Here is a 19,193-nt window from a genome sequence, read left to right as displayed (position 1 = left end):
GAGGCGATGACGCCGAGCGTCGCAAAGAACATGGCGTGCCGGTCGCGCGGGATGACCTGGGTCGAGACGGGCTCGACCGTCAGGTCCAGCTTTCCGGCGACATAGGCTTCGACCTCAGGGTCGATATTGGCAAAGGTGCCGATGGCACCCGAAATGGCGCAGGTGGCGATGTCGGCGCGGGCGGCAACCAGTCGCTCGCGGTTGCGGGTGAACTCGGCATAGGCTTCGGCAAGCTTGATGCCGAAGGTGGTTGGCTCGGCGTGGATGCCGTGGCTGCGGCCGATGGTGATCGTATATTTGTGCTCGCGGGCGCGCTTTTCGATCGCGGCCAGCAGCCGGTCGATGTCCGCCAGCAAAATGTCTGCCGCGCGGCTGAGCTGCACGGCGAGGCAGGTGTCGAGCACGTCCGACGAGGTCATGCCCTGATGCAGAAAGCGCGCCTCGGGCCCGACGATTTCGGCGACATGGGTCAGGAACGCGATGACGTCATGCTTGGTGGTGCGCTCGATCTCGTCGATGCGCGCGACGTCGAATTCGGCACTGCCGCCCTTGTCCCAGATGGCGTCGGCGGCCTCCTGCGGCACCACGCCGAGCTGCGCCAGCTTGGTCGTCGCGTGCGCTTCGATCTCGAACCAGATGCGGAAGCGCGTAGCCGGCTCCCAGATCGAAGCCATCTCGGGACGGGAGTAGCGCGGAATCATAGGTTTATGTGCCTTTCTTTGCGTAACGCTGTCGTTACGCGATGGTGCTGGTAGCGGCGGTCCGGAGGGCCGAGATCCGCGCCGCGTAGGTCTTGGGATCATTGCCCGAGAAAATGGCCGTCCCGGCAACCAATACGTTGGCGCCCGCGTCGGCGAGCGCCTTCGCATTGTCGGCATCGACACCGCCATCGACCTCGAGATCGATCGGCCGGTTGCCGATCAGGGCATCGGCCTGGCGCAGCTTGGTCAGCGCCTCGGGGATGAAACTCTGCCCACCAAAGCCGGGGTTCACGCTCATCACCAGGATCTGGTCGACGAGGTCGATAACGTGCTGGATCGCCGAAACCGGCGTTGCCGGGTTCAAGGCAACGCCGGCGCGCTTGCCCAGCGCGCGGATCGCCTGCAGCGAGCGATGCAAATGCGGGCCGGCCTCAGCATGAACGGTGATGATGTCGGCGCCGCCTTTCGCGAAATCCTCGAGATAGGGATCCACCGGGGCAATCATCAGGTGAACGTCGAGCGGTTTGTCGGTCAGGCCGCGCAGCGCCTTCATCACCGGCACGCCGAAGCTGATATTGGGCACGAAATGGCCGTCCATCACGTCGACATGCAAATAGTCGGCGCCGGCGGCGTCGATGGCATTGGTTTCCTCTGCCAGCCGGGCGAAATCAGCCGACAGGATCGATGGGGCGATGCGGATCGGGCGGTTTGCCATGGTCACCTTGCCAGCTTCGGAACGTGCCCGGTGCATACCTCCATCAGCCCCGCTTCACAAGGCTATGCCCACGCCCAGGCAACTCTCCTTCCGCCCCCCTTCCTCAGGCTATTGCTCACAAGCCCGCGATGCGACGGCAGACCTCATTGCCTTGTCGGCGATAGGCGCTAAGAGGGGCGGTGAAGGAGCGTCACCTTGGAATTTTCATTGCTCATGGTGTTCGGCGCGGGCGTGCTGAGCTTTCTCAGCCCCTGCGTGCTGCCGCTGGTTCCACCCTATCTCAGCTACATGAGCGGTGCGAGTTTCGAGCAGTTGCGCGCCGATGGCAGCGTCAGTGGCGCCGTGTGGCGCCGCTCGGTCTTCACCTCGGTATTCTTTATTCTCGGGTTTTCGCTCGTCTTTATCCTGCTCGGCGCGACGGCGACGGCCTTCGGCCAGTTGTTCCGCCAGGCGCTGCCGGTCCTCACCCCGATCGCGGGCGTACTGATCCTGATCATGGGCCTGCATTTTCTCGGCGTGTTCCGGATCGGGCTGCTCGACCGGCAGATGCGGCACAATGGTCCGGGTGCCGCCAGCGGCCCCTTGGGCGGTTTCCTGCTCGGGTTGGCCTTTGCGATCGGCTGGACCCCCTGCATCGGCCCGGTGCTAGCGGCCGTCCTGGCGCTCGCTGCGAGCCAGAGCACGGCCGCCGAAGGGGCAGGGCTACTGGCGGTCTACTCGGCCGGGCTCGGCGTACCCTTCCTTTTGGCGGGCATCGCTATCGGCCCCTTCCTCAGCTTTTTCTCCAGCTTCCGCAAGCACATGGGGACCGTCGAAAAGGTCATGGGCGCGCTGCTGGTGCTCACGGGCCTGCTGTTCCTCACCGGCCAGTTCAGCCGCATCTCCTACTGGTTCCTCGAGACCTTCCCGGTGCTCTCGACTTTCGGCTGATGACGTGACGCTTTCGCGGCGGCCTCAGGTGCCGACCTGATCGGCGGGCAGGCCATCGGGCCAGAGCGCGCCGAGCTCGAAATCCATCGCGTCGGGCTTGAAGTGCTGCAACCCACTGCCGGGATAAAAGGTGACTTCCCCGAAGCGCGGGCGCCCTTCGATCACGTAAAAATCCGCCCGCACGAAGGGCAGTCCGCGCCCCAGTTCCTCAGCCCCCGCAATGAGTTCGGCGAGGCAGTCCGGCCGCGGATAATCGGTCGGGTCGAGCGGCCATTTGAGGGTAAAGGGCAGCTTGTTCCAATTGAGGTCGTAAAAGCAGCACTTGTGACCGGACAGCCGCTCAGCGTGGATCTGAACGTAACGGGCGCGACCGCCGAACACGAAGACCTTGTAATCCCGCAGCTGATCGGGATCGTCGAGCATCGGTTCGATCAGGACTTGTGGGCGGACGTTGCGGTAGGCCCATTCGCCGAGCTGGTGGCCATGGGGCCGGCGCAGCCAGTACGCGATCCGTCGCTCGGTCTGCTCCCAGTCATGACCCTCAGCCGAGGAGACGAAGATATTGCCGCCGCTGCGGTGATTGACCTTAATCACATAGGGTGTGGGCCAGGTCCGCTCGGCCCTGGGCGGCAATTGGTCGCCGACGAACAGGTTCGGGGTTACACATGCGCTGCCAAGCCGCTCTGCGACGACACGTTTCGCCGCCACCTTGTCGGCCAGCGCCGTCAGTAGCGGTGTGCGCCAGGTGAGTTTGGCCTTCTGCACCTTTTCGGAGAAGCGCCTGGGGCGTGACAGGCGCGGCCAGAATCCAAAAAAACTGCGATAGCGCCAGGTGACAAAAAGTCGATCCAACATGAGTCCGACAAATCGATAAGCTTATCTGCGTAGCATTCGATGCAGATTGCTGCTTTGTCCAGTCTCCGGGCTAGATCAATTTCAGCCCCCGCAGCGAGGCGTGGCCGTTCTTGCCGACGATGATGTGGTCATGCAGCGTGATGCCGAGCGGGCGGGCAATGTCATTGATCTGGCGGGTCATCTGCACATCGGCTGAGGACGGGGCAGGGTCGCCCGAGGGGTGGTTGTGCACCAAGATGATGGCTGTGGCGCTGAGCTCCAAGGTGCGCTTGATCACCTCGCGCGGATAGACCGGCGCATGATCCACCGTGCCGGTCTGCTGCACCTCGTCGGCGATCAGCCGGTTCTTCTTGTCGAGAAACAGGATGCGGAATTCCTCGATCGCGCTGAAGGCCATGGTGGTGCGGCAATAGTCGATCAGCTGCGCCCAGGAGCCGAGAATCGGCATGTCGCGGTCGACCTTGTGGCGGGCGAAGCGCTGCGCCGCCGCCTGGATGATCTTGATGTTGGTCGCCACCGCGCCCTTGATACCCTCGACTTCGGCCAGCCGCTCGGGCGGGGCGCTGAGCACGGCCGAATAGCTGCCGAACCGGGCCAGTAGCTGCTTGGCCATCAGCTTGGTGTCGACCCGCGGAATAGCAAGGAACAGGATCAGCTCGAGCAGTTCGTAATCGTCGAGATTGTTCTCGCCGACCTTGAGGAAGCGCTGGCGCGCCCGTTCGCGATGGCCCTTGCGGTGATCGGCGGCGGCGGGCGCCTCGCCAAGTCCATCGGTCCTGGCCGGCTCCCCGCGCGTCATCGGCTAGCGGCGGGCGGCGAGTGGGTTGAACAGGCCGCGCGGCGACAAGGTGAACACCTCGCAGCCGGTTTCGGTGATGCCGATCGAGTGTTCGGCCTGGGCCGACAGCGTCCGGTCGCGGGTCACCGCGGTCCAGCCATCGGCGAGGATCTTCACATGCGGCCGGCCCAGGTTGATCATCGGCTCGATGGTGAAGATCATCCCCGGCTTCAGTGGCACGCCGGTGCCCGGCACGCCGAAATGCATGATGTTGGGCTCGTCGTGAAACAGCTGGCCGACGCCATGGCCGACGAAATCGCGCACCACGCTGGTGCGTTCGGCCTCGGCAAACTGCTGGATCGCCGCACCGATATCGCCGGTGGTGTTACCTGGCTTGGCGGCGGCGATCCCGCGCTCGAGGCTTTCATAGGTGACTTCGATCAGCCGCTCGGCCTTGCGGCTGATGTCGCCGACGGCGAACATGCGCGAGCTGTCGCCATACCAGCCGTCGACGATCAGCGTCAGGTCGATATTGACGATATCGCCTTCACGCAGCGGGCGTTCGTCGGGAATGCCATGGCAGACGACGTGGTTGATCGAGGTGCAGACCGAGTGCCGGTAGCCCTTGTAATAGAGCGTCGCGGGGATCGCGCCATGGTCGCGGGCGAAGTCATAGGCCATCTTGTCGAGCGCTGCCGTGGTGACGCCCGGCACGACCGCGTCGACCAGCAGGTCCAGCGCCTCGGCGGTCAGCCGACCGGCCTTGCGCATGCCCTTGAAGCCGGCCTCGCCATGGATCGGGATGACACCCGCGGTGCGGCGGGACTTGGATTCGGCGTCGACAAAAGTGACCATAGTTCTCTCCGGAGCCCTCTAGAGATAGGCCCTGAAGCGGAGCAATGGAAGGCCCGGATAGGCCACCGGGCCGCAATAGTGTGGCTTTCGGCCCGGTTTACTTGACGTCTTCGGGCAGCACGGGCAATGCATGAACCCCCGCCACAGCGCTGAGCCGATCATGTCCGAATCCGATGTCGTCACTGCCGCCATTCTCGTCATCGGCGACGAGATCCTGTCCGGCCGCACCAAGGATGTGAACATCGGCACGGTGGCCGAGTTCTGCACCGATCTCGGGATCGAGCTGCGCGAGGCGCGCGTCGTCTCCGATATCGAAGACGATATCGTCGCAGCGCTCAATGCCCTGCGCACGCGCTATACCTATGTGTTCACCACCGGCGGCATCGGGCCGACGCATGACGACATCACCGCCGATGCGGTGGCCAAGGCGTTCGGCGTCGCGCTGCCGATCAACGCCGAGGCCCGCGACATGCTCGAATCGCGCTGGAAGACCACCGGCACCGAAGTCACCGAGGCCCGGCTGCGCATGGCGCGCATTCCCGAGGGGGGGGAACTGATCGTCAACTCGGTCAGCGCCGCGCCCGGCTTTCGGATCGGCAATGTGCATGTGATGGCCGGTGTGCCCAAGATCATGCAGGCCATGCTCGAATCCATCGCCCCGACCCTCAAGGGCGGGCGCAAGATCCATTCGGTCTCCATTCCCTGCCGGGTGGGCGAGGGCACGATCGGCGGGCCACTGGGCCAGCTGCAGGCCGAATTCCCCGAGGTGAAGATGGGCAGCTATCCGCAGATGGGCCAGAGCTTCGTGATGACCGAACTCGTCCTGCGCTCTGCCGATGAGATGCTGCTCGCCGCCGCCGCCGACCGGGTGCGCGCCGCCGTCGCCGAAGCGCATCGCGCTGCCGGCCTCCCCGACGCCACCGACGCCTATTGACCGCCGGGTCTGACCCGCACACACAGCACGGCGTGGACGCCGCCAAGGAGACGGACATGAACCAGTCGCAGCAAAAATCCTTCCCGGTCACCTGGGACCAGTTCCATCGCGACAGCCGCGCGCTCGCCTGGCGCCTGCAGGCGCTTGGCCCGTTCGACGCGCTGGTGGCGATCACCCGCGGTGGGCTGGTTCCGGCGGCAATCGTCTCGCGCGAGCTCAATATCCGCGTGGTCGAAAGCGTCGCGGTGAAGAGCTACGACCATCAGAACCAGGGCGGCATCAAGGTGCTGAAGCCGATCACCGAGGAACTGCTGGAAAAGTGCCGCAACGGCAGCAAGATCCTGATCGTCGATGATCTGGTCGATACCGGCGCCACAGCTCGCGTCGTGCGCGAAATGCTGCCCGGCGCGCATTTCGCCACCGTCTACGCCAAGCCCAAGGGCCGCGAGATGGTCGACACCTTCATCACCGAAGTCAGCCAGGACACCTGGATCTTCTTTCCCTGGGATCTCGACGTCGCCTACGTGCCGCCGATCTCGGGCGGCACAGACTGACATCTGTCATTGTCCCGCGCTCACCATCGTGGCAGACGGGACCCGGCGCGGGCGTGATGGAATGGTAGACATACCGGACTTAAAATCCGGAGGCTGTACAGCCGTGTGGGTTCGAGTCCCACCGCCCGCACCACTGCACGACTTTCATTGATGTCGGTGAACCCTGGCTACGGCCACGGATAGTCTGCGGCATCCAGTCCCAGAAGCTTCAGCCTTTCGACGACGAGGCGGCGGTATTTTACTGCGTTGCCGACGTTTTGCGCTTTCAGCTCGGCCACTTCGGCGGGGGTGAAGGGGGTGTAGTGCTCGGGTAGCGAGGGGCCGGCCCAGGTGTCCATGACATAGTTGAGCACGTCGGCGATTTCGGCGTCGCTGAGGCTGGAGCCGATCACGCCGGGGACATGGAGCAGATAGGCGCGCCCCTCGGGCAGGGCGGCGAAGACGCCGACCTGGTCGACGAAGTCCGGAATGCCTGCCGAGGGCAGGCCCGACCCGTCCGTCAGATGACAGCCTACGCATTTCAGCACGAAATTGGTGTCGGCCGCGCGGTCGGCGGCCTGCGCGGGCAGGGTCGTTATCGCCGCGAAGACAAGTGCGGTGATCAGCTTCATGGCATGGCGCTCCGGCGCGTTTCGCGCAGATCGGCGTGCGATGGTGGCGCGGCCCGTGTCGTTTCGATCAGGGCCGGGTCCACCGCAACCTCGAGATCGTTGAGGTCCTGCAGCACATAGTCTGCCACCAGTTGCAATTCTTCATCGGTCATCCAGCTCTGCGGCGGCATGGCGACGCCGATATAGACCTGGCCCTGCGCGGTGATCTGCCCGGTCAGACCGCCGAAGAGGACGCCGACCAGATAGTTCGGGGCCTTGTCGCCGAGACCTGCCCAAAGTTCGGGATCGACCAATGGCGGCGCGAGGCCCGGTTGTCCGACGCCGCCGAGCTGGTGGCAGCCGCTGCAATTGTCGACGAACAGCTGTTCGCCTGGCTCGCCGGCGGTGACTGGCGCCGCAAGAAGCGGCGCCAGTCCCAGAATTGCCAGGGGGGTACGGACCCTCATTCGGCCAGCCCCACGACGATGGCGACCGTGCAGTGAATGCCGCGATCGGTGTTGGCGAGGCACCAGCTCGATTCGCTGGCGAGTCCGTAGCGATAGCCGGGGCGATCGCCTTCCTGGCGCGAACAGCTGGCGTCGCCGCAGCCGCCGCCCTTGCCGCAACAGTCGTTGTAGGAGACCAGATAGTCCTTGTCGTCGTTGGGGTTGCGGCAGGTGCCGACCCAGGCGACCTTGGAGGGAATGGAGCCCGGCGGACATTGGGTCACGCTGCCGCCGCACTGGCTGCACAGCCCGCCGTGCAGCGAGCAATAGCGCCAGTAATCGCAATCTTCCGGCAGTTCGTCCGGTTCGCCTAGGCCGCGGGCAAAGGCCTGCCCGTTGGAATTGTCATAGGGCAGCATTGGCAGGACGGCACCGCCGACCAGAGCCCAGCCGGCCTTTTGCAGGAAGCTGCGGCGTCCCGATATGTGGGCGATGCGGCGGCTGCGGCTTTCGGCTGCGGTGTCCATCCATCCAAGAAGCGAGTCGATAAATTTGGCCATGTGCCATTCTCCGATGCTGAAGGGGTGAGAGCGGGCAGGGGTGGTTGTCCGCCCGCGAGCAGGTCAGTGCTGAACGGCTTGCTGGGTATCCAGGAAGGACTGGATGGAGGGGACCTTCATGTCGAAAGCATTGAACAGGCTGTCGAACTGCTCCCGGCTGTTGATCAGCCCCTTGGAGCGGATGATCCCGTGCTCATCCATCAGCACGGCATAGGGCAGCCGGGCGACGCGATAGGCCATGCCCAGTTCGGTCGACACGACATAAGGGTAGTTCTCGAGCTTGGCGGTTTCGATAAAGCGCTCGTGCTGTGCTTTCTGGCCGTCGCTGGCGAGAACCACGTCGAGCCAGCGCCCTTCGGCCTTTTTCACCGACTCGATCACCGGCAGCAGCTTCTTGCACACCGGGCAGGTGGGCGAGAGGAAGAACACCAGCGTCGACTTGCCGGGCTTGGGGCCCAGCGCCACCGAACCGCCGGTCAGGCTGGGCAGGTTGAACAGCGGCGTCTGCTGGCCGACTTCGGGGCCGGCGTCATTGACCAGCGCGCCCATGGGTGAGACCCGCTCGAACAGCACGCCGATCTGGCGGGCCAGCGCGAACAGCCCGATCGATAGCGCAATCACCATGGCGAACAGGGCGCCGACGGCAAAAACCATTGCATTCATCACATGTTTCCTTCTTGAACCGGCTAGCGCGTCAGTCGGGCGATAGAGTCGTTGTTGAGGATCTGCTCGGCGAGCAGGAACCCGGTCCACAGGGTCAAACCGGAAGCGAGCGCCGCCACGGCACCGGCCGCGTCGAGCACGAAGGGGGCAGTGGCGACAGCGGTGGCGGCCATGCCCATTAGGATCAGGTTGCGCAGGACAAGGGACCAGCCCAGGGGCTGCCCCGCGCCGCCGCAACCGCACTCGATGGTGGTCCGGCCGCGGCGGATGTTGATCGCCATGCCGGCGGCATAGACACCGAGCATGGCGATGCCGAGCAGGAGGCCAGGCACCTGGCCGCCCGGGATCAGCTGCAGCAGCACCACCAGTACCTCGGCGGCAACAATCGCCGCGGAGGCCGGGATCACCAGCCGCTCGGGCAGCAGCTGGTAGTCGGCGACGAACCCGGTGAACTCGGTGAAATCGGCGGCCTTGTGCCACGCGGCTCGGGCAAAGAGCAGCGACATGAACACCGTAACGGTCGCCGTCAGCATGGAAGCAAGGGTGACGCCGGTCATGGCGACACCAGCATGGTTGTCGCGAAGCCATCGACGCTATGCTCGGCCACGGTCTTGGCGGCGAACTTCGCTTCGGTGTCGACGTCGAACTTGTAGACGGTGCCTTCCTTCAGGCTGAACCCATAGAGTTCTGGCTGCGCGCCGTCGGTGACCGAAATGGCGATGAGGTCGGCCAGCGGCGAGCGGTAGAGCAGTTCGTCGTTCTTGAGGTCAAAGGCCCAGACTTCCTGGGAGCCATGGTAGTGGCTGCCATCGTGATGGTCGGCGGCCATGGGCACGAAGAGGACGCCGTTGGCCTCGTTATAGGTCACGACCGAATAGCCGCTGGTGCCCCAGTTGCCGTCGACGCCCTCGGCGATCGGCGTGACGCTCAGCTTCTTGATCACCCCGTCCGTGTCGGACAGCCGATAGACATTGGCGTGATAGGAAATGAACAGCAGGTCGCCATCGGCGCGGTCGGACGACAGGTAGATCGGGTCGTCGTCCGGATCGAAGATCTTGTCGCTCTTGGTGCTTTCGAAGGTCGTGCCGTCGGCGCCAAGCGTGAAAGTGGTGAAGGTGCCGTCGTTGCAGATCGTCGAAAAGCCGAGCGCGTTCTGGAGCGGGTAGATGCCGAAGCAGCCCGGTGCGGGCACTTCCTGGGCGACTTCACCCTTTTCCAGATCGACCACGGTGACCGAGGTCGCCGGAGTGGCATTCTGCGCGAAGGCGAACTTCTCGTCGGCGCTCAGCTGCAGCAGGAACAGATCGTCGGTATATTGCGCCAGCTTGTAGGGGAGCAGGATCTCCTTGGTCAGCGTGTTGGTCGCCACGTCGAAGATCTGCAGCACATGCTCGCCGTCGCCGGAGTCGTAGCGCGGGTAGTAGCCAGAGGCCATGTAGGCCGTGGCGCCATCCGCCGACAGGGTGAAATGGCTCTGCGATCCACCGCTCACGCTGCCTTTGAGATGCAGGTCGTCGGCGCTGTAGATGTAGGCGACGCTGGGGCCGCCGCCCCAGTTCTGGACGCTGACGAAGACATTGGGGCCGGGCTCCATCGTCTCCCTGGTGGTGAGCGTCTCGGGGACGAAGGCTTCGTCCTCGGCAAGCGCACTCAGTGGCACACATGCCCCGGCAACTGCGCAAAGCAGCCCGAAAGTGGCAGAAAGTCTACTGGCCATAGCGGTCTCCAATCATCTGGGTCGATGGGGACCGTCACAGCGGAGACCGGCTCGCGAAATCCGATTTCCGAAAAACTTTTGCCTATATTTTCGGCAGCAAAACCGTGTTGCTATCTTTGTAGTCGTCGCCTACGAATTTGCGCATGGAGGGCGATGTGGCCTTGTCTAGCGCATATATCGTGAGGAGCTATCTGGACGCGATGGACCAGGAAACGGCGCTGCCGGGCTGGGGCCAGCGCTATACCCAGTTCGGGCGCGGCCGCTTTCAGGGCTCCATGACCATGGTGGATTTCGGTTCGGTCGCCGTGGGTGAAGAGCGCATCAACGTCGCCGTCGCCCAGGAAACGGCGCCGCCGGCCGGCAAGGTTGTGCTCGTCGTCCCGCTCGAAAACGAACTCGACTGTCTGATCAACGGCGAACGCTATGCCCCGATCGGCTTCATCCATCAGGGTGGTAACGAAATCAACATCATGACCGAGGGGGCCACTCGCGGCTATTACGTCATGGTCGATGAAGCCCTGCTGCCGGCCTATGACCGGCAGAAAATCGGACCGATTGCCAGCGTGGCGAACCATGCCAGTGCGGTCGAACTGCGGGCCTGGCTGGGGTCGGTGCTGGCGACGACTCCCGACGCGGTCCGCAGTGCGCCAGGTGAACTGGAAAAAGTCCTGCCGGGCATGATCGTCGACAAGGTTTCGGAGCTGTGCGATGCCGTGGCCAGCGACAATAGCCGGGCCCCGCTACGGCAAAGCTATGCCTACAGCGTCTTTCTGCGGGCCCGGAAGCGCCTCGACGCTGATACCGACAATGCGCTGAGTGTGGGCGAACTCGCCGCAGAACTCGACGTGCCGGATCACGTGTTGCGCAGCGCGTTTGCACAGACCACAGGACAAAGCACCACCGTATGGCTGCGTCAGAGGCGACTCGATCGCGCCCACCGCGCCCTGTCGAGCCGTTCGAGTGCGACGAAGAGCGTGGCGCAGATCGCGATGGCGCACGGCTTCTTCCATCTGGGCCGCTTTGCCGCCTATTATGCGGAAACCTTCCACGAGACGCCGCTGGAAACCATCCGCAACGCCATGCTGTGAGCGGTGGGCGCTGTCGTTCGAGAAATCCCGCATTGCGCCAAGGGGGCTAGGACGCGATCTTCACGCGGTGAGTCCGCTTTGCGGGAGGCGATTCCGGAAGGACCGTGACGCCCGCACCAATCTTTGCAGGAAATGCCACATGCTGCTGAAACGTGAGATCCTCGAGGCCATCAAGCGGGGCGAGATCACGCTGCAGTTCCGGCGCTGGACGCGGCCTTCGGTGAAGGCGGGCGGCACGCTGAAGACCAAGGTCGGGCTGCTGCAGATCGGGGCGATGGACGAGATGTCACCCGATGATGTGACTGAGACGGACGCCAGGGCCGCCGGGTTCAAGGACGTCGCCGATTTCCGGCGCTGGCTCGACACGATGAAGCAGGGGCCGCTGTTTCATCGCATCGAGGTCAGCTATCTCGGCGAGACTTGAAAGAGCGTCGACGGTGAGCGGCCTTTGGCTCGCGCGACAGACGTCACTGTTGCGCTAAGGTTCTTCCACAAGGACGCCAGCTCTGTCGCCGTGCAGCGCGTCTGCACCTCCTGGCGATGGTCGAACGCCGCGTCGGCAGGGCGGCGAGGGCCTCGACGACCTTTTCGGCGTTCGGGGCTGTCCCGGGCTGTTGCGGCCACTCGTGGTCCGCAGGCAAGGGCAATAGACTTCCCGCGTCGCTGTTTTTTAAACGCAGATACGTGGTGTTGACTCTGACGTGGCGTGAGGGTGCAAACCCGCCATCGCGGAAGACGTGGAACCGAAGGCCGACGATGAAACTGCTGACCGTCAACCAGCTGGCGCGGGTCGCGCATGTCACTGTGCGCACGCTGCACCACTACGACGCCATCGGCCTTTTGAAGCCCGCGTCCATCGGGCGAAATGGCTACCGCTATTACGGCCGGGACGAATTGCTGCGCCTGCAGCAGATACGGCTGCACCGCGAGCTGGATATCCCGCTGGCCGAGATCGGCGACATTCTCGATGCGCCGGATTTCGACCAGTTGGAAACACTCCGGGGGCAGCGCGAGGTCCTTGCCGCCAAAGCGGACCGCTACGCCGAATTGGTCCGGACGATCGACCGCACGATTGCCGGATTGAATGGAGAAACCGAGATGACGACTGATACACTCTATGGCGGGATACCCGCTGACAAGCAGGCGGAATACGAGGCCTGGCTGCTCGAGCGCTTCGGCGGCGACATGCCCGAGCGGATCGCGAGCAGCAAGGCCGGATACGCGGCGTTGAGCGAGGCCGACAAAGCCGCGCTCAACGATGAACTGCAGGCGATCGAGACCGCTTGGGTTGAGGCCATGCGGGCCGGCGTGCCGGCCGAAAGCAGCGCCCTCGACCCGCTGCACCGGCGCAACATCGCCTGGATTTCAGCCATGTGGTCGCGCCCGTGCAATGCGGCGGCCTATGGCGGGCTCGCCGACATGCATGAGGCCAATGCCGATTTCGTCAGCCGCTACGAGACGCTGGGCGTCGGCTTTTCCGACTACCACGCGCGCTCCATGCGCGCTTTCGCCGAACGGCAGCCAAACTGACGCGGTGAGCATGGCGGCAACCTTTCTGAAGGGGCCGCATTGTCCTCACACGGGGATTCATCCCCATGAGGAGAATTCAGATGCACAAGGACGAAGTTAAGGGCAGCGCCAAGGAAGCGCGCGGCAATGTCAAGGACGCCGTCGGCGAGGCAACCGGCGACGAAAAGCTTCAGGCCGACGGCAAGGCTGACAAGGTCGAAGGCAAGGCCCAGAAAAAGGTCGGCGAGGCCAAGGACGCAGCGCGAGATGCGCTGAAGGACTAAGGCGACCCCACGCCAATTGCGGTCGCGCGTTTCGCCGGAGTGGGAACCGGTCTGGCGAGAAACCGGGTGAACCGGAGACCACTTCACTCAGCGCATCGACCGGTACTAAGGCCGCCTTCAGGGCGGCCTTTCGTTTGCGCGGTGCCCGGCGTAAATTGCCGCTCCCCATAAGGAGGCGCGTTCATGCTCGGCACGATTCTCACGGGCGTTGTCGCCCTCATTCACCTCTATATCGTCGTGCTCGAAATGGCGCTGTGGGAAAGCCCGCGCGCCCGCAAGGCGTTTGGCACAACCGAGGCGTTTGCCCGCGAGACCCGCACGCTGGCAGCCAACCAGGGGCTCTACAACGGCTTTCTCGCCGCCGGGCTGATCTGGGGCATCTGGCTTGGCGATGCCGGCGACGCGATCAAGACCTTCTTTCTGCTCTGCGTGGCGATCGCCGGTGTCTTTGGCGCCATCACCTCGAGCCGAAAAATCCTCTTCGTCCAGACCGTTCCTGCCGTTCTTGCCCTCGCCGCTGTCTGGCTGTTCTGACGGCCGATGCTGGCGCTGCAGCACTGCCTCCTCGAAACCGCCATCGGAACCTTCGCCGTCGGCTGGAGTGCCGCGGGGATCGGGCGTGTGGCGCTGCCCGGTCGCGCGCCCCACGATGCCGCATCGCGGGCGGCAGACTGGGGCCGCACGCCCGGGGTGCCGACGGGTGCCGCTGCCGTCCTCGCAGAGCGCATATCGGCCTATGCCGATGGTCGACCTGAGCGCTTCGATGACCTGCCGCTGGACCTGACCGGCGTTCCGGATTTTCATCGCCGCTGCTACGCCGTCATCGGTCGGCTCGGCTGGGGTGAGACCACCACCTATGGCGCGATCGCGCGCGAACTTGGCGACGTGGGCCTGTCGCGGGCGGTGGGGGCGGCGATGGGTGCCAACCCGATCCCGCTGGTCATCCCCTGCCACCGGGTCCTGGGTGCCAACGGCAAGCCCGGGGGCTTTTCTGCCCCGGGCGGGGTCGGCAGCAAGCTCGAGATGCTGCGTCTCGAGCGCGCCGCGACGCCCGAGGGACAATTGTCGCTGGGACTGTGAGGTTGAGAGCGGACGATGGTGTCACCGCAGACCTTGAGTGAGGCTGAGCGCCGATTGGTGGCGGGCTGGGCGGCCGATTGTGCGGAGCGCGTACTCGCGGTGTTCGAGGCGGAGCGACCGGAGGACGGGCGGCCGCGCGCGGCCATCGCCCGGACGCGCGGCTATGCGCGGGGCGAGCGGGACACGGCCGGGGAAATCCGCGACCGGTTCGGCGGCGTCGCGGCGACGGAGGGCGTGAGCCCCGCTGCGGCGGCTGCGGCCCGGGCGGCCGGACAGGCGTCCGCCGTTGCCCATATGGGTGCCCACGCGCTGGGCGCCGCCGGCTATGCCGCGCTCGCGGCCGAACGGTGTGCGCCGGACCACCCTGACGCCGCGTCGGCAGAACTCGACTGGCAATGGGCCCGGATGACGCCCGCGGTTCGTGCAGCTCTGCGCAGCCTGCCGCCGCTCGGCGAAAACCGTGCCGGGCCGCTGGGGCCGGGTCTGCTCGCCCGAGGGCGGCTGGGCGAGGTCATTCGCGACCTTCAGTCTCGACTTCAAGACGTCGCCCGGCTTGGGCTTCCGTAGCTCTTAGGCGCCGTTCCGAAATGCCATTTGTAAGGTGCGGGGAGGGAGATGCTGCTTTACACCTGACGCTTCAAGGCAGTACCGAATAAGATAGTGTTGCGAACAAAAGGCGTTTTGGATGTTGGTGCGCGAGCTCTTTTCAGACAAGGGGTTTGAGAGAAACATCGGGTTCTGGATACCCCTGGCGCTGACGGTCGCGGTCGTCCTTCTGGGTCTGCTGGTCTCGGTGAATTTCTTCTGGGCCCTCGTCGTCCTGCTCCCGCTGCTTGCGATCGCCATCTGGGACATGGTGCAGACCACCCATTCGCTGCGCCGCAACTACCCGCTCACGGCGCGTTTCCGCTGGCTGTTCGAGGACCTGCGGCCGTTCCTGCGCAGCTATATCGTCGAGGGTCCGCTCGAGGGGCGCCCCTACGACCGGGTGTCGCGCACGCTGGTCTATTCGCGGGCCAAGAACCAGGAGGATGCGCACCCGTTCGGCACCGAGCTCGACGTCTATTCCGACGAATACGAGGCGCTGTGCCATTCGATCAATCCCAACCCCTCGGCGCCCAAGCGCACCCGGGTGACGGTGGGGACGGACCAATGCAGCAAGCCGTATGATGCGGCCCGGCTCAACATCAGCGCGATGAGTTTCGGCGCCCTGGGTCAGAATGCGATCGAGGCGCTCAACCTCGGCGCCAAGATCGGCGGATTCTATCACGATACCGGCGAGGGCGGGCTGTCGCCCTACCACCTGAAGCACGGCGGCGACATCGTGTGGGAGCTGGGCTCGGGGTATTTCGGGGCCCGCGACAAGGACGGCAATTTCGATCCGGACGCCTTTGCCGACAAGGCGCAGCACGAGCAGGTCAAGATGACCGAGATCAAGCTGAGTCAGGGGGCAAAGCCCGGACATGGCGGCTTGCTGCCGGCCGCCAAGGTGACCGAGGAGATCGCCAAGACCCGGCAGGTGCCAGCCGATCAGGATTGCCTGTCGCCGCCGGGACATTCGGCCTTCTCGACGCCGCGCGAGATGCTGGAATTTGCCGCGAAGATGCGCGAACTGTCGGGCGGCAAGCCGGTTGGCATCAAGCTGTGCCTGGGCATGCCGCATGAGATCTTCGCCATCTGCAAGGCTATGCTCGACAGTGGCATCACATTGGATTTCATTGTCGTCGACGGCGGTGGTGGTGGCACCGGCGCGGCGCCGCTCGAACTGTCCGACCACGTCGGCCTGCCGCTCAGGATCGGGCTCTACTATGTCAACAACGCGCTGATCGGCACGGGGCTGAAGAGCAAGATCAAGCTGGCGGCATCGGAAAAGGTGTTCTCCGGATCCGCGATCGCGATCAATGCGGCGCTCGGCGCCAACTGGTGCAATGCGGCCCGCGCCTTCATGTTCTCGCTGGGCTGCGTGCAGTCGCTGCGCTGCCACACGGGCACCTGTCCCACCGGCGTGGCGACCAGTTCACCGGCCCGACAGCGCGGCCTCGTCATCCCGGAAAAGGCGCAGCGCGTCGCCAATTTCCAGTCGAAGACGCTCGACAGCCTGCACGACATCGTCGTCGCCTGCGGGCTCGAAACGCCCGACGAGTTCACGCCGCGCCACCTCAGGCAGTGGAAGAACAATGCCGAGATGATCCCGTGGTCCGAGATCGTGCGCGAAGTGGAGCCGGAAAAGCTGCTGCACGAGCCGGGGGACACGCCCTTTGCCGAATATTGGCGCATGGCTGACCCGGACACGTTCAAACCGGTGATGTGAGCCGTGTGCGAACTGTTTGCGATGAGCGCGTCGGTTCCACACAGGGTGCGCTACGAACTCGATCTGTTCGCGGCGGAAGGCGGCGAACGACATCGCAATCGCGACGGGTGGGGCATCCTGCTTGCTCAGGACCGCGACGCGTATCTCTTCCGTGAGCCTGACCCGGCTGCCAGCAGCGAGTTGTCACGCATGGTTGTGCGCAACGAGCGCCCCTGCCGACATCTGATCGCGCATGTGCGCCGGGCTTCGTCGGGAAACGCCGCGTTGGCGAATACGCATCCGTTCGATCGGGTGGTGGGCGGCAGGCGGAACGCCTTTGCCCATAATGGCGATCTGCCGGGGATCGAGGATCACCCGGATGCGGCCACCTGTATGCCGAGCCGCATTGGCGACACCGACTCGGAACTGGCCTTCCTCATGCTGCTCGACCGGCTGGGCGCGATGGAATCGACCGGCGCCGAAGCACGGCTCGATGTGTTCGCGCGCTTTGCTGCCGAAATGCGCGAACTGGGCAGTGCCAACTTCTTGTTCTTCGATGGTGAGCATCTGTTCGTGCATGCCGACCGGCGACGCTTCGAGACCGAAGACGGGCTGACGGAACCGCGCGAACCCGGGCTGAACATCCGGTCCTTCGACGACGGCGATCGCGGGAACCACTGGCAGGCACGTGGTGCCAGCATCAAGGATATTTCCGGTCCATTGCATCTTTTCGCATCCGTGCCGCTTGATGCGGACGGCTGGGCGCCGTTGCCGCGTGGCACGGCGATGATTTTGAAGGACGGACAGATCGTGTCGCGGCGCGCGGGCTGACTGCCCGCCTATTTTTCAGATGCGTGGCGTTGGTTGCTTGAGTGAAAGGAAGAACATGTCGAAAATCGTGGCGGAGATCGTCGTCGATACCCTGCAAAAGGCGGGAGCCAAGCGGATCTATGGGATCCCCGGCGACACGATCAATCACTTCACCGACGCCGTCGCCAAGAGCGACCTGCGCTGGATTACCGTGCGACATGAGGAAGCCGGCGCCTTTGCTGCCGGCGGGGAATCCTACATGACCGGCGAATTGTCGGTCTGCGCCGGCACCTGCGGGCCGGGCTCGCTGCACTTCGTCAACGGCATCTACGAAAGCCATCGCAACGGCGCGCCGGTGCTGCTGATCGCTTCGGATGTGGCGCGCACGGAAGCCGGGTTCGATTTCCCCCAGGAGGTCAATCAGAAAAAGATCTACGAGCAGCATTCGCACTTTTGCGAGTACATCTCGCACCCCTCGCAGGCGCGCCGCATCGTCGCCAAGGCGGCGCAGGCTGCGCTGACGAAGAAGGGCGTCGCGGTGGTCATCGTCAACGGCGACATGTTCACCGAGACCGATGATGACGAGATGGATTGGGCGGTCTATCGGCCCCAACCTGTCTGCCGCCCCAACGATACCGAAATGGGCGAACTCGCCGCGCTGGTCAACGATGCGCGCAAGGTCTCGGTCTATGCCGGGATCGGGGCCCGCGACGCGCGCGCGGAAATCATCGCCTTTTGCGACAAGGTGAAGGCACCGATGGTGCATACCACCCGGGCCAAGGAGTTTTTGGAGCCGGACAATCCCTTCAACGTGGGGGTCAACGGCATCCTCGGCAACCAGGCCGGCGTCGAGGCGCTGGAGGAGGCCGATCTGGTCATCGCGCTCGGCTGCGACTTCGCCTACACCCAGTTCTATCCCGAAGCCAAAAAGATCGTGCAGATCGATATCGATCCCACGCATCTGGGGCGGCGTTCGGCCATCAATCTCGGTCTCGTCGGGGACGCGAAGACGACGATGGCCGCGCTGCTGCCGCTGGTGGCCGCCAAATCCAGCGACGGGCACCTGAAGACGCACCTCAAGCAGTTCGAAAAGGACCTTCAGGGCTATGAGGACGAGGGCGAGCAGAAGGATCCGGCGCTGATCCACCCGCAATTCGTCGCCAACATGCTCGACGACAAGGCGGCGGACGACGCGATCTTCGTATCAGACGTGGGCACGGCCATGGTCTGGATGCTGCGGCACCTCAAGGCGAACGGTAAGCGGCGCTTCCTCAACAGCCTGCTGCACGGCACCATGGCGAACGGCATGCCGCAGGCGATGGGGGCCAAGCTGGCGTATCCGGATCGCCAGGTCATCGCCATGTGCGGCGACGGCGGCCTGACCATGCTGATGGGCGATCTGCTGACGCTGGTGCAGGAGAAAATTCCGCTCAAGCTGCTGGTGTTTCACAACAATACGCTCGGCTTTGTCGAAATGGAGCAGCGCGTCGAGGGCTTGGTCGATCACTTCACCGGCCTGCACAATCCGGATTTCGCCAGGCTGGCGGAGGCCTGCGGCATTGCCGGGTGGCACATCGAGACGTCCGATGCGCTGGCACCGGCGATGGACCTCTGGCTGCAGCACGAGGGTCCGGCTCTGCTGGATGTTCACGTCAACCAGATGGAACTGGTCATGCCGCCCAAGATCAAAGCCTCGCAGGTCGCCTCGACCGCTATGTTCGGGGTGAAAGCGGTGCTCGACGGCCGGACCGGTGAGGTCGTGAACCTGCTCAAGAACAATTTTCTGAAGTGATGTGCTGGGAGAGTTGAGTGGCGACGGGCGGTCGCATCTCAG

Annotated in this window: 24 protein-coding genes and 1 tRNA gene; 14 read left to right on the top strand and 11 right to left on the bottom strand. The window is 64.5% G+C overall.

Features of this window, described 5'->3' with window-relative positions; genetic code table 11:
• A partial coding sequence (locus tag ACN0TK_RS06920; RefSeq protein ID WP_417308735.1) for a lyase family protein occupies positions 1-701 on the bottom strand: 701 nt, incomplete at its 3' end.
• Positions 702-735: 34 nt separating this feature from the next.
• On the bottom strand, positions 736-1,416 hold the full coding sequence (gene rpe / locus ACN0TK_RS06915; protein WP_417308739.1) for a ribulose-phosphate 3-epimerase: 681 nt from the start codon (positions 1,414-1,416) through the stop codon (positions 736-738).
• Between the two features lie 195 nt (positions 1,417-1,611).
• Here rpe and ACN0TK_RS06910 point away from each other — a divergent pair, with 195 nt between their 5' ends.
• On the top strand, positions 1,612-2,346 hold the full coding sequence (locus ACN0TK_RS06910; protein ID WP_417308734.1) for a cytochrome c biogenesis CcdA family protein: 735 nt from the start codon (positions 1,612-1,614) through the stop codon (positions 2,344-2,346).
• 24 nt (positions 2,347-2,370) lie between these two features.
• Here the strand turns inward: ACN0TK_RS06910 and ACN0TK_RS06905 are convergent, their stop codons facing one another.
• The 3 genes from ACN0TK_RS06905 to map form a co-directional block, all read right to left on the bottom strand.
• Entirely contained in the window at positions 2,371-3,198 is an 828-nt protein-coding gene (locus ACN0TK_RS06905; protein WP_417308733.1) for an ATP-grasp fold amidoligase family protein, read from the bottom strand.
• 73 nt (positions 3,199-3,271) lie between these two features.
• Entirely contained in the window at positions 3,272-4,000 is a 729-nt protein-coding gene (gene radC, locus ACN0TK_RS06900; protein ID WP_417308732.1) for a RadC family protein, read from the bottom strand.
• A gap of 3 nt (positions 4,001-4,003) precedes the next feature.
• Positions 4,004-4,834, bottom strand: coding sequence for a type I methionyl aminopeptidase (gene map, locus ACN0TK_RS06895; protein ID WP_417308731.1), 831 nt, complete (start codon positions 4,832-4,834; stop codon positions 4,004-4,006).
• A 160-nt stretch (positions 4,835-4,994) separates the two neighbouring features.
• Between map and ACN0TK_RS06890 the strand changes: the two genes are divergently transcribed.
• The 3 genes from ACN0TK_RS06890 (at position 4,995) to ACN0TK_RS06880 (ending at position 6,455) form a co-directional block, all read left to right on the top strand.
• Complete coding sequence (locus ACN0TK_RS06890; RefSeq protein WP_417308730.1) at positions 4,995-5,768, top strand: competence/damage-inducible protein A; 774 nt, start codon at positions 4,995-4,997, stop codon at positions 5,766-5,768.
• Positions 5,769-5,824: 56 nt separating this feature from the next.
• On the top strand, positions 5,825-6,322 hold the full coding sequence (gpt, locus tag ACN0TK_RS06885; protein WP_417308729.1) for a xanthine phosphoribosyltransferase: 498 nt from the start codon (positions 5,825-5,827) through the stop codon (positions 6,320-6,322).
• A 47-nt stretch (positions 6,323-6,369) separates the two neighbouring features.
• Positions 6,370-6,455: transfer RNA gene (locus ACN0TK_RS06880), tRNA-Leu, on the top strand.
• A gap of 34 nt (positions 6,456-6,489) precedes the next feature.
• Here ACN0TK_RS06880 and ACN0TK_RS06875 read toward each other — a convergent pair.
• The 6 genes from ACN0TK_RS06875 to ACN0TK_RS06850 form a co-directional block, all read right to left on the bottom strand.
• Positions 6,490-6,933, bottom strand: a complete 444-nt coding sequence (locus ACN0TK_RS06875; protein WP_417308728.1) for a c-type cytochrome — start codon at positions 6,931-6,933, stop codon at positions 6,490-6,492.
• A complete protein-coding gene (locus ACN0TK_RS06870) occupies positions 6,930-7,379 on the bottom strand; it encodes a c-type cytochrome (protein ID WP_417308727.1) in 450 nt (149 codons plus the stop codon). Before ACN0TK_RS06870 ends, ACN0TK_RS06875 begins: the two co-directional genes overlap by 4 nt.
• The gene (locus ACN0TK_RS06865) at positions 7,376-7,918 is read right to left on the bottom strand and encodes a methylamine dehydrogenase light chain (protein WP_417308726.1); all 543 of its coding nucleotides are present in this window, start codon (positions 7,916-7,918) and stop codon (positions 7,376-7,378) included. Before ACN0TK_RS06865 ends, ACN0TK_RS06870 begins: the two co-directional genes overlap by 4 nt.
• A 63-nt stretch (positions 7,919-7,981) precedes the next feature.
• Positions 7,982-8,581 carry a methylamine dehydrogenase accessory protein MauD gene (gene mauD / locus ACN0TK_RS06860; RefSeq protein ID WP_417308725.1) on the bottom strand — a complete coding sequence of 200 codons (600 nt, stop codon included), beginning with the start codon at positions 8,579-8,581 and terminating at the stop codon, positions 7,982-7,984.
• 23 nt (positions 8,582-8,604) lie between these two features.
• Complete coding sequence (locus ACN0TK_RS06855) at positions 8,605-9,138, bottom strand: MauE/DoxX family redox-associated membrane protein (RefSeq protein WP_417308724.1); 534 nt, start codon at positions 9,136-9,138, stop codon at positions 8,605-8,607.
• Positions 9,135-10,298: an amine dehydrogenase large subunit gene (locus ACN0TK_RS06850; RefSeq protein WP_417308723.1), complete on the bottom strand. Its 1,164-nt coding sequence runs from the start codon at positions 10,296-10,298 to the stop codon at positions 9,135-9,137. The genes ACN0TK_RS06855 and ACN0TK_RS06850 overlap by 4 nt, the downstream gene beginning before the upstream one ends.
• Before the next feature lie 179 nt (positions 10,299-10,477).
• On the opposite strand from ACN0TK_RS06850, the gene ACN0TK_RS06845 reads away from it, so the two are divergent.
• The 10 genes from ACN0TK_RS06845 (at position 10,478) to ACN0TK_RS06800 (ending at position 19,151) form a co-directional block, all read left to right on the top strand.
• Positions 10,478-11,386: a helix-turn-helix domain-containing protein gene (locus ACN0TK_RS06845; protein ID WP_417308722.1), complete on the top strand. Its 909-nt coding sequence runs from the start codon at positions 10,478-10,480 to the stop codon at positions 11,384-11,386.
• Between the two features lie 139 nt (positions 11,387-11,525).
• Entirely contained in the window at positions 11,526-11,810 is a 285-nt protein-coding gene (locus ACN0TK_RS06840; protein ID WP_417308721.1) for a hypothetical protein, read from the top strand.
• A gap of 332 nt (positions 11,811-12,142) precedes the next feature.
• Positions 12,143-12,916, top strand: coding sequence for a MerR family transcriptional regulator (locus tag ACN0TK_RS06835; RefSeq protein WP_417308720.1), 774 nt, complete (start codon positions 12,143-12,145; stop codon positions 12,914-12,916).
• An 80-nt stretch (positions 12,917-12,996) separates the two neighbouring features.
• The gene (locus tag ACN0TK_RS06830; RefSeq protein WP_417308719.1) at positions 12,997-13,179 is read left to right on the top strand and encodes a CsbD family protein; all 183 of its coding nucleotides are present in this window, start codon (positions 12,997-12,999) and stop codon (positions 13,177-13,179) included.
• Between the two features lie 183 nt (positions 13,180-13,362).
• Complete coding sequence (locus ACN0TK_RS06825) at positions 13,363-13,713, top strand: DUF1304 domain-containing protein (protein WP_417308718.1); 351 nt, start codon at positions 13,363-13,365, stop codon at positions 13,711-13,713.
• Positions 13,714-13,719: 6 nt separating this feature from the next.
• Positions 13,720-14,259, top strand: a complete 540-nt coding sequence (locus tag ACN0TK_RS06820; RefSeq protein WP_417308717.1) for a methylated-DNA--[protein]-cysteine S-methyltransferase — start codon at positions 13,720-13,722, stop codon at positions 14,257-14,259.
• 15 nt (positions 14,260-14,274) lie between these two features.
• The gene (locus ACN0TK_RS06815; protein ID WP_417308716.1) at positions 14,275-14,826 is read left to right on the top strand and encodes a putative immunity protein; all 552 of its coding nucleotides are present in this window, start codon (positions 14,275-14,277) and stop codon (positions 14,824-14,826) included.
• A gap of 118 nt (positions 14,827-14,944) precedes the next feature.
• Entirely contained in the window at positions 14,945-16,570 is a 1,626-nt protein-coding gene (locus tag ACN0TK_RS06810; RefSeq protein ID WP_417308715.1) for an FMN-binding glutamate synthase family protein, read from the top strand.
• Between the two features lie 3 nt (positions 16,571-16,573).
• Positions 16,574-17,380, top strand: coding sequence for a class II glutamine amidotransferase (locus ACN0TK_RS06805; protein ID WP_417308714.1), 807 nt, complete (start codon positions 16,574-16,576; stop codon positions 17,378-17,380).
• Positions 17,381-17,435: 55 nt separating this feature from the next.
• Positions 17,436-19,151, top strand: a complete 1,716-nt coding sequence (locus tag ACN0TK_RS06800) for a thiamine pyrophosphate-dependent enzyme (RefSeq protein WP_417308713.1) — start codon at positions 17,436-17,438, stop codon at positions 19,149-19,151.
• Positions 19,152-19,193: the final 42 nt, after the last annotated feature.

This window comes from Devosia sp., from assembly GCF_048261455.1.
In the GTDB taxonomy this organism is placed as follows: domain Bacteria; phylum Pseudomonadota; class Alphaproteobacteria; order Rhizobiales; family Devosiaceae; genus Devosia_A.
Note: the sequence above shows the minus strand (reverse complement) of the source record. Positions and strands in the feature narration are given on the sequence as shown.